This window comes from Psychrobacter sp. UBA3962, from assembly GCF_002385225.1.
Taxonomy (GTDB): Bacteria; Pseudomonadota; Gammaproteobacteria; order Pseudomonadales; family Moraxellaceae; genus Psychrobacter.
In genome coordinates this window covers 92047-104766 of sequence record NZ_DGDC01000033.1, presented here as the reverse complement: position 1 = coordinate 104766, position 12720 = coordinate 92047, and the positions used below count along the sequence as shown (strand labels likewise).

General features: G+C 43.2%; 9 protein-coding genes. 5 read left to right on the top strand and 4 right to left on the bottom strand.

Translation table 11 applies throughout. The features are described from left to right. Positions 1–16 precede the first annotated feature (16 nt). Positions 17–1036, bottom strand: a complete 1020-nt coding sequence (locus tag B3S92_RS08485; RefSeq protein ID WP_296204888.1) for an adenosine kinase — start codon at positions 1034–1036, stop codon at positions 17–19. A 616-nt stretch (positions 1037–1652) separates the two neighbouring features. Here B3S92_RS08485 and B3S92_RS08480 point away from each other — a divergent pair. From B3S92_RS08480 to B3S92_RS08470, 3 genes are all read left to right on the top strand, one after another. Next, a complete protein-coding gene (locus B3S92_RS08480; RefSeq protein WP_296204884.1) occupies positions 1653–2339 on the top strand; it encodes a histidine phosphatase family protein in 687 nt (228 codons plus the stop codon). A 155-nt stretch (positions 2340–2494) separates the two neighbouring features. Further along, positions 2495–5515 carry an insulinase family protein gene (locus B3S92_RS08475; RefSeq protein ID WP_296204882.1) on the top strand — a complete coding sequence of 1007 codons (3021 nt, stop codon included), beginning with the start codon at positions 2495–2497 and terminating at the stop codon, positions 5513–5515. A gap of 262 nt (positions 5516–5777) precedes the next feature. Continuing rightward, the gene (locus B3S92_RS08470) at positions 5778–6287 is read left to right on the top strand and encodes a hypothetical protein (RefSeq protein WP_296204880.1); all 510 of its coding nucleotides are present in this window, start codon (positions 5778–5780) and stop codon (positions 6285–6287) included. A 12-nt stretch (positions 6288–6299) separates the two neighbouring features. On the opposite strand, the gene B3S92_RS08465 is transcribed toward B3S92_RS08470, so the two are convergent. The 3 genes from B3S92_RS08465 to B3S92_RS08455 all read right to left on the bottom strand — a co-directional run bounded on the left by B3S92_RS08465 (position 6300) and on the right by B3S92_RS08455 (position 10173). After that, positions 6300–7676: a WS/DGAT/MGAT family O-acyltransferase gene (locus tag B3S92_RS08465; RefSeq protein ID WP_296204876.1), complete on the bottom strand. Its 1377-nt coding sequence runs from the start codon at positions 7674–7676 to the stop codon at positions 6300–6302. 36 nt (positions 7677–7712) lie between these two features. After that, a complete protein-coding gene (locus tag B3S92_RS08460; RefSeq protein WP_296204873.1) occupies positions 7713–9101 on the bottom strand; it encodes a WS/DGAT/MGAT family O-acyltransferase in 1389 nt (462 codons plus the stop codon). A gap of 232 nt (positions 9102–9333) precedes the next feature. Beyond that, positions 9334–10173 (bottom strand): thiazole synthase, encoded by an 840-nt coding sequence (locus B3S92_RS08455; RefSeq protein WP_296204934.1) that lies wholly within the window; start codon positions 10171–10173, stop codon positions 9334–9336. Between the two features lie 370 nt (positions 10174–10543). Here B3S92_RS08455 and B3S92_RS08450 point away from each other — a divergent pair, with 370 nt between their 5' ends. Next, complete coding sequence (locus B3S92_RS08450) at positions 10544–11869, top strand: SPOR and LysM peptidoglycan-binding domain-containing protein (protein WP_296204871.1); 1326 nt, start codon at positions 10544–10546, stop codon at positions 11867–11869. A gap of 302 nt (positions 11870–12171) precedes the next feature. Further along, a complete protein-coding gene (locus B3S92_RS08445) occupies positions 12172–12693 on the top strand; it encodes a DUF2726 domain-containing protein (protein ID WP_296204869.1) in 522 nt (173 codons plus the stop codon). Positions 12694–12720: the final 27 nt, after the last annotated feature.

The window sequence follows — 12720 nt, the reverse complement described above, 5'->3', positions numbered from 1 at the left end:
TTCTAGCTTTAGCAAATTAAGCCGACAGAACTTGCTCAGCAATGGCTTGGTATTGCTCAACGGTTAGGCGAGGACCAAACTGTTGTACCACTTGACTGGCCACAGTACCTGCCAGCTTGCCACATTCAGTTAAGCTGTGACCTTGTGATAAGGCATACAAGAAGGCGCCAGAATAGTTGTCGCCAGCGCCATTAGTATCAATGACCTTATCAACTTTAGGGGTAGGTACTTGCGTTAAGGTGGTTGCTGCGTCAGCGTCTTTTTCACAAATAACCGTGTCTTTAGCGCTATTGGTTACTACAGCCAGTTGACAGTATTGAGTTAAGGCTTGGGCGGCTTCAGTAATGTTTTTTGTTTCAGTAAATAGCATGGCTTCTTCAGCATTACAGAAAATAGTATTTACCCCGTCACCTAAGACTTCCAGTAAGCCTTCTTTAGCAAAGTTAACCACGGCAGGGTCCGCAAAGCTTACGGCAATCCTGATATTATTATCTTTGGCTTGTTGACGTAGCTGTTGTAGGGCAGGGCGTAGACTCTCTGACATTGCCAGATAACCTTCAAAATAAAGCCAACTACTTTGAGCTAAAGCGTCAAAGTCTAGGTTATCTGCATTAATGTCACTTGAAGTGCCTAAGTAGGTTTGCATGGTACGCTCACCGTCTGGAGTAATCGTTACCACACAAGAACCAGTAACTCCTCCTGCTGAGACAGATTTTTCAGAAGTAGTGGCCACTCCCGCTTGATTCAAGTCTGCTAAATAAAACTCGCCCGCCTTATCATCTCCCACACGGCAGCCATAAAAAGACTTACCGCCAAGGCTAGCAAATGCAAACATAGCATTGGCAGCTGAACCGCCCCCAGTTTGCTTTGAGGGCTGTAATTGCTGAGCTTCGAATTCTGTTAGCAACTGTGTTTGCTCCTCTAAGCTGGCTAAAGTCATACTGCCTTTGGCCAGACTGGTCTGAGTAAGTTGTTGATCATTCAATAGATATTCATGATCTACCAAAGCGTTTCCTACAGCCATAACGTCGTACATAATATTTCCAACTCTTAGTAATTGTGGTGTGTTTGATTTCGATGCGGCTATGATACTGTAATTTAGGTTGGTTGTGGAGATAGAGGTTACCGCGTGGAACATCTGCTAGAAACTACAGAGTCTAAAAAAAATTATAAAAATTTATCGCTAAAAATAATTATATTGTAAGTATTTGATTTTAAATAGAAAATATTTTGTTTAAAAAATAGACAATTTTATCCTAAGCTTTAATTATTGTGCGTTATTTGCTGTCAAGTCATGAGTTATACACAGAGTTATCCACAGCTGCTGGGGGTAACTGAGTGACCTCTAGATTTTATAAGGCTTAGCCAAGTCACGAAAAAGTATTGGTTTAAACATAAAAGATATGGATTGCATTTTATACCGCCTACTAACTGATTAGTCTGTGGATGTTCCACGCTATTTCTAACCCCAGCTTATACTTAAGAGGCTATCAATTAAGCAAAATAAATTTGAATTAATCGCCGTCGCTAGTAGACTAAGCTTTTTTTGAATACACTGCTGTCAAGTGGTGAGTAAGGGTTAGGGGGCTCTTTTTCTAGGGAGCTCTTTTTAAGGCATAGTGTTAAAAGGGTGGGTTAATTAAAGGTAGCGTATGAAAAAAATATATTTGGTTCGACATGGACAAAGTACCGCCAACGCTGGAGGAGAGATTCAGCCTAACGCTAAGATTGAATTGACCGAGCTGGGCCACAAGCAAGCGGAAGAAGCCGCTGAATGGTTGTTGCAGACTCTGGGTGAAGATATTAACTCCATCTGTGTGTCGAGCTATATTCGCACCCAGCAAACCGCACAGCCGTTATTAAATAAACTAAAGCAGACACCAAAAGTTATAGACGGCTTACAAGAGTTTGATTTAATCGGCTTTAGTCGCTTAAAAGGCACCACTTTTACGCAGCGTATGGTGTTGACTGAGGCTTATTGGCAATCAGCTCATCCTGCCATTGCTAATGCTGAGGATGCGGAGAGTTTTCAGCAGTTTTATCAACGTATTCCCCAAGTACTTAAGCAATTTGCAACTTTTGAGCCAGGCAATCATGTGGTGTATACCCATGGGTATTGGATCAGTATGTTGATATGGTATTTACTCGGTTTGCCAGCCGATGAGACGCAGCACGTAACTAAGTTTCGTCAATTTGAATTGTCCATACGCGCCCAAAACGGCGAAGTATTTTGCTTGACATTGCCCAGTGATGAATTGAAGGGGCAATATGCACCTACCATTACCAAGGTGCGTCACTGTACTGACCAAAACTCAGATTTATCAGCCCAAGCCATTTAGCTTTGAATGTAAGTAAAGTTGTTACTTTGGCTTTAAAAAACCACAAACGCCTCCATTAATTAATATCAGCATTTTTGAATGACGCCTCTTAGATAGGCAGCCCTTTAAACCAGTAATAGCTAATAAAAATACGATAAATAATACGAGCAAAAAATATGAAACAAGATAATGCAGCGCTAGATTTGACCTTACATCCAAGCTTTGAATTAATTGAGCACCGCAAAATTGAAGCGTTGTCGCTTGATGTTGTTATCAGTAAGCACAAACAAACCGGAGCCATGCATTATCACTTGGCTCATCCGAGTGATGAAAATGCATTTTTAGTGGGCTTTCGTACTCAGCCTATGGACTCAAAAGGTGAGGCCCATATTCTTGAGCATACCGCGCTTTGCGGCTCTGCTAAATATCCAGTACGCGACCCTTTCTTTTCTATGATTAAGCGTTCCTTGAATACTTTTATGAACGCTATGACTGCAGCCGATTGGACTGCCTATCCGTTTGCGACCCAAAATAAGAACGACTACTTTAACCTGTTGTCGATATATTTAGACGCGTCTTTCTTCCCTAATTTACACCCCTTAGATTTCGCTCAAGAAGGCATTCGTGTTGAGCTCGATGACAATGATAAGCCGCAATTTAAAGGCATTGTGTTTAATGAGATGAAAGGGGCAATGAGTGGGGAGATTGACCAGCTGTATCACAGTGTGGCGCATCATTTATTCCCAACCACCACTTATCATTACAACTCTGGGGGTGATCCTGCAGATATCCCAGACTTGACTCATGCAGAGTTGGTTGAGTTCCATAAAAGCCATTACCATCCTTCAAACAGTGTGATTATGAGCTTTGGTAATATCCCAGTACAACAAACCCAGGCCAAGTTAAACGAAGATGCCTTAGCTCAGTTTGGAGAAGGTAAAAAGCATGAGTCACATCCTGAGACGCGCCTAAGTGCGCCTGTTCAGGTTACCGAAACCTATACTGTGGATGAGGTAGATAAAGCGCAAACTCACCATGCTATGGCGTGGTTATTGCCAGAGATTACCGATCCAAAACAGCGCTTAGCACTGCGTCTGTTAGAAGGGGTATTGATTGAGCATGCGGGCTCGCCTTTACGTGCCTATTTGGACAGTCATCCGTTGGCTACCGGTCCAAGTCCTTTATTAGGCTTAGACGACAGTCATTTTGAGATGGTGTTCTATGCTGGTGTACGTGGCTCAGAGCCTGAGCATGCCGATGCTATTGAACAAGGTATCTTAGATTTATTACAGCAAGTGGCCGATAATGAGATTGATTCTGAAGCCATTGAGACCATCTTGCACCAAATTGAGATTGATCAGCGTCATATTGGCGGTGATAGCATTCCTTATGGTCTAAACCTGATGTTAGAGGGCTTTAGTACAGCCATTCATGATGGCAACCCAATTGATATTTGGGAGGTCGATGAGCATCTACAGTGGTTACGCGAACAAGTAAAAGACCCTAATTGGTTGCCTGGTTTATTACAGAAGCATTTAATTGATAACCCACACCGAGTGCGTGTGACCTTAGTGCCTGATGCCACCAAGTCTGCTAAATTGGCCGAGGCGGAACAAGCCCGATTGGATGCTATTGAAGCGACATTAACGGCAGAAGACAAACAAAAAATTAGAGAGCAAACCGAGCAGTTAACTGCCCGTCAAGCGGCAGAAGATGACTTAAGCTTGTTGCCTAAAGTCGGTCTAGAAGACGTTCCTGAGTCGATTAGCTTTACTCATGGCAAGCAAGTAGACATTAAACTTGCCGGTGATGACAGTGTCCTGTATCAGTATGAGGCTGGTACCAATGGTTTGTATTATTATCAATTGATTATGCCGCTAGCGGGTCAGGATGAGTTGATTAATCATCCACTATTGCCTATTTATCTAGGTCTGCTGTCTGATTTGGGAACTGATACCTTGTCAGCGCGAGATTTCCAAGCGCTACAAGCGGCTCATTCTTCAGGGGTAACCGCGCGCGTTAGTCAGCGCACCTCGCCGCAAGATCCAGACTTATTGAGCAGTTACTTTGTGGTGGCAACTCGTGCCCTAAATCGTAAGCCGGAAGCCATTGATTTGGTGAAACAAGTCTTAGAGCACAGTATCTTCACTGAAAAAGACCGTATCAAAGAGCTATTACAGCAAAGACGCGCCGGCTGGCAGTCTCGTTTGGCCAGCTCAGGCCATGCGTATGCGATGCAAACGGCAAGCCGTAGTATGAGCCGTCAAGCTGAGCTTGAATATGTGCGTAGTGGCTTGCCTGCATTAAATGCGCTAAAAGAATTCTTGGGCAATGCCGCTGAAGATGAGTCCAAATGGGATGAGCTGTCTAGCGCTCTAGTAGTGTTACATAAGCGTTTGGCGAGCCTGCCCAAGCAAGCCTTAATTGTGTGTGAACCGGAGCAAACAGAGCACTTCAAACAGTTAATTGAACAAAACTGGGCGCAATCACTTTATACCAATAAGGTAGAGCAAGACAGTCAAGCCTTGGCAGATAGTATTCCTAATGAATACACCCAGCTGCAGCTTGAGCGAGGCAGTGCCGTGCCGCAACAAGCTCCTAGTGGAGAGCGTCAAGCGGAAGATATGGCTTGGTTGGTTGCTACCAACGTTTATCATAATGCTGCAGCCTATCCAGTGGTGCCAGCAGACCACCCCGATACAGCAGCACTGATGGTATTAGCGCCTTACTTACGTAACGGTTATTTGCATAGTGCTATCCGTGAGCGTGGTGGTGCTTATGGTGGCGGGGCGGGCTACGATGCCAATGCCTGTGCCTTTAAGTTCTTTAGTTACCGTGATCCACACTGTGCTGAAACCTTTGAGCATTTTGAGCAAAGTGTGAACTGGCTGCTTAATGAGCCACAGAAGCCGGAACAATTAGAAGAGGCTATCTTAGGGATTGTTTCAGGTATGGACAAGCCCGGCTCACCTGCTGGAGAAGCAGTGAAGTCTTGTTTCTCTGATTTACATAACCGCGGGGAAGCTTGGCAACAAAAAATGCGCGGCAATATTCTAGCCGTTACTTTAGAAGATTTGCAGCGTGTGGCGACCACTTATCTAAAAGATAAGCCAAGTAGCAAAGCAGTATTGGCCCCTTATGATAAAGAAGAGGTAGTGCAGCAGCTTGGATTTAAAGTGGCGAAAGTTGCCAGCTAATTCAAGCAGGCAAAGACTTGGTTGAGTTACATTGCTTGAGTGATATTGAGTTTACAATAGCAGAATAAAAAAGGTGGGCTTAAAGCTCACCTTTTTTTATGGCCATCAAGTTTTTATGGTGCTTGAGGTTTTTAAAACGCCTCAAGCTTTAGGCCAAATAGGATTCTAAACTGAAGTAAAAAACAAAACGAAGCAAAAAAGGGCGATTTGTGGTTAGATAGCAGGCTGACCCAGATTTCTATTTTGATAATACGAGAAAAAAATGCAAGATGAATACCATAAGCCCAATCAGGATCACCATATTCCTGACCCTGTGGCGATGACTAAGACCGACCAAACCAAAAGCTATGGCTATTTATCACGCTTTGCACTGGCTTATACGTTACTCTATGTTTTTTTGCCCTCAAGCTTGGCTCAGCTAGGTATGTCGGTTTCAGGATTAGTGCTATCGGCTTTAGTGGTTTTGGTATTAAACATGGCGCTGATTGCTATATTTAGAAGAACCGAGCAGCGCAGCTTAGAGAAAATAGAGTGTCACCGTATCGGCTTATTAACCGCAGTATTTACGTTAATAGTGACCTCTATGCTGATGATTTATTCTCTATACGACTTGTCTGCATCAGAGTTTACTATGACTGCGCTAAAAGAAAATGGGGTGATTCCGATGTTGGTCATCAGTGGGGCTGTTGGGTTTGCCATTAACTATGTGGTTGTTACTTATGGGCTGTGGTTACTACAACGCTTGCAGTCTCGATTGGCTAAATCGGCTTAGTTCGATTATGAGTTAGGCAAGGTTGCAAATCATTTCAAGTTTTAATAGCTCTGTATCTAATGCTTCAGTTAAATACTCAAGATTTGGCAGTGTTTTATCACAGCCCACAATACCAAAGTGCAATTTATCAAGATAACTGCTAAAGGTAATATTTAACGCCTGACCATTAAACACCACAGAAGCGGGATATAAGGCGCTCAATGTGGCCCCATTCCAATATAGCGGTTCTTTAGGGCCAGGCACATTAGAAATGAGAATGTTAAAGGCTTGCTTTTTGGGGTAAGCGTTGGTCAGCAGGTTAACCCCTTCCCAAGCATAACTGATGGCACTGTAATTAATGACTTGAGCTTGCTCCATCCGTCCAAACTTATCTTTGCCCATGGTCATGCTAGCATGGATAGCCTTGATTCGCTCAATAGGGTCGTCAACATTTGTGGCTAAGTTGCAAAGTACCAAGGAAGCTTGATTGCCCGAAGCGCTGTCATCTTTGCGTAATGACACCGGAACAAAAGCAATCAGAGGCTCTTCTGGCAACTGCTCAAGCTGTAATAAATAGCTGCGTAGGGCGCCAGAACAAATGGCTAAGGCCACATCATTGAGACTAACTTGCAAGATTTCGGCTATTTTTTGGAACCGAGACAGAGCATAAGTGGTTGCAAAAAAAGCTCGGCTATTGGAGATGCGCTGATTTAACGGGCTAGTCGGAGCCTGTATGGTTGAGACAAATCCGGGCTCTTTGCGTTCTTTGAGCTCATTCTTAAGCTCACCAAATACCGGCTTGATGGTGCCAATCTGTTCTTTTACTATCCCACTAAAAGTTCGTTTATTTGGTGCTATATTTTTTAAGTTTTTTTCATCGCGACTTAGTAGAGCCCAAGGCGGCAAGGTCATAACTTCAGTAGAGGAGTTAGACAGAGATTTTTCAACAATACGCATGGCCGCCACGCCATCCACTAAGGAGTGATGAATCTTAAAATATAAAGCAAAGCGCTTGGGCTCAGTCTCAGATGTAGTGGATGCGTCATCGATACCTTCAATAATATGGCACTCCCATAACGGGTATTTTTTATCCAGCATATTGGCATGGACATCGGACACGTAAGACAGTAGCGCTTGAAAAGAGTGCGGCTTAGACAAAACGGTATGGTGGAAATGATAGTGCAGATCGAAGTGCTCTGTGGTCTTCCAAAAGGTTAAGTTGTGCAGCACCTGATTAAAAGGAAAGGTCGGCGGTGTCTCTCCGTTGCGTATTTGGCGCACCAAATCAGTCACAAAGTCAGGCTTTGCGGAGGTAGGAATGTCAAACAAAAACAGCCCGCCTACATGCATGGGCTGTTTGTGCTTTTCAATTAAAAAGAACAGCTGTTCTACCAAAGAGACTACGCGCATATGACCTCTTGCCGCTTTAATTTTTTTAGACCAAAGTTATTCACGAATACCCAATTTTCTTTCGTGACAAATATTTTCTAGATTGGTCAATTCACTTTCTAATAACTTCAATATATTTTGAGTTTTTGGCAGAGTTTTACTACACGCTATGATACCAAACTCAATTTTATCCAGATAACTGGCCAAAGTAATATTCATGGCTTGGCCATTGAATAAGATAGAGGCCGGATATAATGCTCTTAATTCAGCGCCGTTCCAGTAAAGCTTCTTCTTAGAGCCCGGTACGTTGGAAATAATAAGGTTGAAAGCTTGCTTCTTGGGATAAGCACTGGTCAACACGTTAATAAGCTCCCAACTATAAGCCAGTAAACTATAGTTAATGACTTCAGGCTGGGTCATGCGACCGAAACGGGTCTTGCCATCATTCATACTGCTATTGACCAGTTTTAAGCGGCTCAGCGGGTTCTCTAAGTGGGTACCAAGGTTGCATAAAATAAAAGCAAACTGGTTGCCAGAAGCGCTCTCATCTTTACGCATAGAGTAGGGTACCCAAGCGATTAAAGGGTCTTCAGGCAGCTGGTCAATGGCCAATAGATAGTTGCGTAAAGCACCGGAGCAAACGGTAAGCACCACGTCATTAAGACTTACCCCTAGGTTACTAGCCACATTCCTGAATCTTTCAAGCTCATAGGAGTCTGCAATAAAGCGTCTTGAGCTGGAAATACTCTGATTTAGAATACTGGCTGGAGCCTGAGTGGTTCGAACAAAGCTTGAATCTTTACTTTGATTGAGAGTCTGGGTGACTTCTTTTAAAACAGGTTTGGCGGTCTTCAATTGATCTTTAAAGATGGTCAAAGCAGAGCGGTCCTTATCAGGCAGAATGGTTTCAATCTCATAACGATGACGCATCATCAAAGCCCATAAAGGCAAGGTCAGGGTCTCGTTCGGTGACTGAGACAAAGACTTTTGTACCAAGCGCATGGCTGCAATACCATCCACCAATGAGTGATGGATTTTAAAATATAGACCAAAGCGTTTTGGGCGCCCTTCAGATTCCGGTTCAATACCTTCAATAATATGACATTCCCATAAAGGACGGGCGCGGTCTAATAGGCGGCTATGCTCCTTTGAGATGTAAGACAGTAGTTCACGTACCCGTGCCGGCTTGGGCAACGCGATATGATGGAAATGGTGCTCAACATCAAACTCTTCATCCTTAGCCCAATAGGTTAAGTTATGAAGGACTTGGTTAAAAGGGAAAGTTGGCGGTGTTTTAGAGGACTGCATTTGCTGGACCAGCGTTAGAACGAAGTCTTCATCGGCGTCAGCGGGGACTTCAAATAAGAACAAACCGCCAACATGCATGGGTTGTTTACGTTTTTCGACCAACAAAAACATAAAATCTAGTAATGATAATAAACGCATAGCATTCCTTTGCTTAGATGACTGATAAAGAGAGTAAAGAACTTAATATTGAACAAGAATTGATAATCATTTTAGAGGGTAAGATCCATATTAATGCAAAATCTATTTGAGTTAAATAGTTAATGTTGCTATGACGTATTACTTTATATTTAGGGCCCAATGAGCCCTAAATTCCAAATACAAGCAGGTTAAAAAAAGAATAGGCTAAAAGGTTAGCTGATACTGCTTAGAACTACTGAAAAAAGTAGCCTGTTTGTGGTGAGCTGGGTAGAGCCATCTTACGTTTTGGCATACGGCCTGCTAAGTGAGAAGCACGTCCAGCCCAAATGGCGTGTTTCATGGCATGGGCCATTAATACGGGATCTTCTGCATAAGCAATGGCTGAGTTCATTAACACTCCGTCACAGCCAAGCTCCATAGCAATAGCGGCATCTGAAGCGGTGCCGACTCCGGCATCTACTAGGACTGGAATATTTAGCGCTTTGGTATTCTCAATAATAATACTCAAGTTATGTGGGTTTAACAAACCTAAACCAGAGCCGATAAGACTGCCTAAGGGCATAATCGCCACACAGCCCATGCTAGCAAGCTCTTTGGCAACGATGGGATCATCAGAGGTGTAAACCATGACCTCAAACCCATCGTCAATTAATTTTTGCGCGGCTATCAGTGTTTCAGTGACGTTTGGATATAACGTTTGCTCATCTCCTAGTACCTCAAGCTTTACTAGGTTATGGCCGTCTAGCAATTCACGCGCTAATTGGCAGGTGCGTATCGCGGTATCTGCATCAAAACAACCGGCGGTATTAGGCAAGATGGTGTATTTTTCCGGAGAAATAACATCTAGTAAGTTTGGCTGATCTCTATGCTGACCAATGTTGGTACGGCGAATGGCCACAGTGATAATCTCTGCACCAGAAGCTTCAATAGCTTCTCCCGTTTGTTGTAAATCTTTATATTTACCAGTGCCGACCAGTAGTCTAGATGAAAATGTACGGCTACCAATTTGGAAAGTATCATTTTTTAAAGGGGTGATAAGAGCGGTATTTTCAGTGTTCTTTGAGGCTTGCATAGTCATTCCAGTTACCTTGAGGTGAGAGGAGTAGGTATTATATAGGCTGAAAACGTCAAAGCCACTGCTCCTCGGGAGATGTTGTGGCATTATAACAAATAACAGCTGGGCACTGGTTTTAATATACAGTAGCAGAATCCATTACTGGTATTTACTTTTTGGCTTTTTGGTAGTAGCAGTTGGCTGATCGATAGGACGGGTCGCAAGGATCATTAAAGTCTAGCTGGCTAGTTTGACAAACTAAGGGGCGTTAGGGCACTTGATAGCAGACATCCCTTGAGTAATCCTTTATAATCTATAAATAAATATTACTTATTAACAGTCTAGTATAATTGATCTGTTTAAGCATGAGAGAGACAAGGGGTTGAATATGGGTTCATCACGACAATTACTACTGGGTACAGGCGTATTCCTTGGAGGCGGCATATTACTGTTGTCCTTGGTGAAACAAATGGATGCTCCAAAAGATTCCGCTGCAGATAATGCCATAAAAGTAGAGCAAGTCAGTAGCGCCGTAAAGTCTGATCAAGACCCGTTAACGGCTGATCTTGAAACAGAAAAGCGCTTATTGGCACAGAAACGCCTTGAGCGTGAAAAGAAGATGGCTCAATTGGATCAGAAGACGCGTGAATTCTTGACCGAGCAAGAAAAAGCCGAAGCCTTAGCGATGCAAAAAGCCCGTCTTGAAAATGAGCAATATCGTAGTGGTGCCGCAGAGCCTGTTGTTGATGAAATGCCAAAAACCGAAGAGACGTCTAAAGTAGTGACTCCAGTTACTCGCCCTGTAGTTACTGCAAGACCAGTTGAGCAGAGCGTGACCCCAGTAACTACTACACAGCCGATGCAAGCCCGTACTGAAGCAAAGGCCACAGTATCAAAGCCTGAGCCGAAGCCACAAGCTGAAGTGGTTTCTTCAAAGGCACCTTCCAGCACCCAAAAGCATACGGTACAACGTGGTGAAGGGTTAATTAAGTTATCTCGTCAATATAATGTGCCTGTAGAAGCGATTTCTCAGGCCAATAAAATATCTAAAGGTTCTACCATACGCGTTGGGCAAGAGATTACCATTCCCTCGAAAAGCCAGATAGACCGATTGGTGCGTGACTATAACGCCAGCAATAATGTTCAATCTAAGCCGCAACAAACGAAAGCGGCAGAAACCAAACCTGCCAGCTCTACTAATAAGGCCCCAACTAGCCAACAAGGCTATCAGGTAAAAGCAGGGGATGGCTTAATTAAGCTGGCTCGTCAATATAATGTGCCGGTAGAAGCTTTGGCTGAAGCCAATAACATGAGCACCAACTCTTCATTGAGAGTAGGGCAAAACATTACTATTCCTTCTCGCAAGCAAGTAGAAAGATTGCAGCGAGAGGCTGAACAAAAGAAAGCCGCTGAGCAAAATAAGCGTGAGGCACAACAGCGTTTGGCGGAAGCCCGTCGTAAAGCGGCTAGTGGTGAGGCCAAGGGCACCTTCGGCGTACAGGTGGCGCTTGCTGATAATCAGCAAAAAGCCGATGCCATTGTAAAAGAGCTGCGTGCTGCCGGTTATCCCGCTTCGACCAGTAACACCAGTAGAGGGGTTCGCGTAATTGTGGGTCCGGAAAAAGGCAAAGAAGCCGCTTTGGCTTTGAAGGATAAGATTAATGCTGATCCCAAGACTAATGTGAATAATGCTTGGGTACTTTATTGGCGTTAGAAGGATAGGATTGGCGCTAGTAAATTTCAAATTAGATTTAATCTACGCAAATAAGCTCACCCCTAACTAAACACGACACTGGATGTCGTGTTTTTTTATGAGCTGTCTTAAAATCTAAGCGAGTATAGGTCAGAAATGAGATAATACAAAATAGTATAAACATCTGTTTTTAAAAGCATTTAGAATAAAAAATTGCCAAAATTTTTTTAAAGTTAGCGGTAACAAAGAATTATAGATAAATTCTTTATTACTTTATGTGGTAAGTAATTATTGAGTTAAGGCGGTAAGATTTAGTGGACTTTATGATGTTAGGGGTCATGGTGTTGGTCGCGCTCATTATTATGATGAGTATTATTGCTCAGCGTCGCCATGACAATAAAAAACAGAAACCGGTTAAAGGAGATGAGCTTGCGATTTGGCCTTTTGAGCCAATGCCAATAATGACCGATACCGAAGTCTTGTTTTTTGCTAAATTGCAACAAGCTGTGCCGGAGTATTATATTTTTAGTCAGGTACAGCTTTCACGGATTATTGCACCCAGTGAAGAGGCCGGCACTGACAAAAACTTTTGGTTTAACCGTATCTGTCGTCAAAGTGTGGATTATGTGTTGGTAGATCGAGATGCTCAAACTACCTTGCTTGCCATCGAGCTTGATGACTGGACTCATGACAGTGTTGCAAGACAAAAAGCGGATGATAAAAAAGATAAGGCTTTGGCAAGTGCTGGTATTCCTATCTTACGATTTCATGCGGAGCGTATGCCCAGTGTTTCAGTCATACGCCACGATGTTGAAGCGGTGATTAGTAAGTATTTTCACAATTAAATCAATTTCTTATTACAGATATCCTTG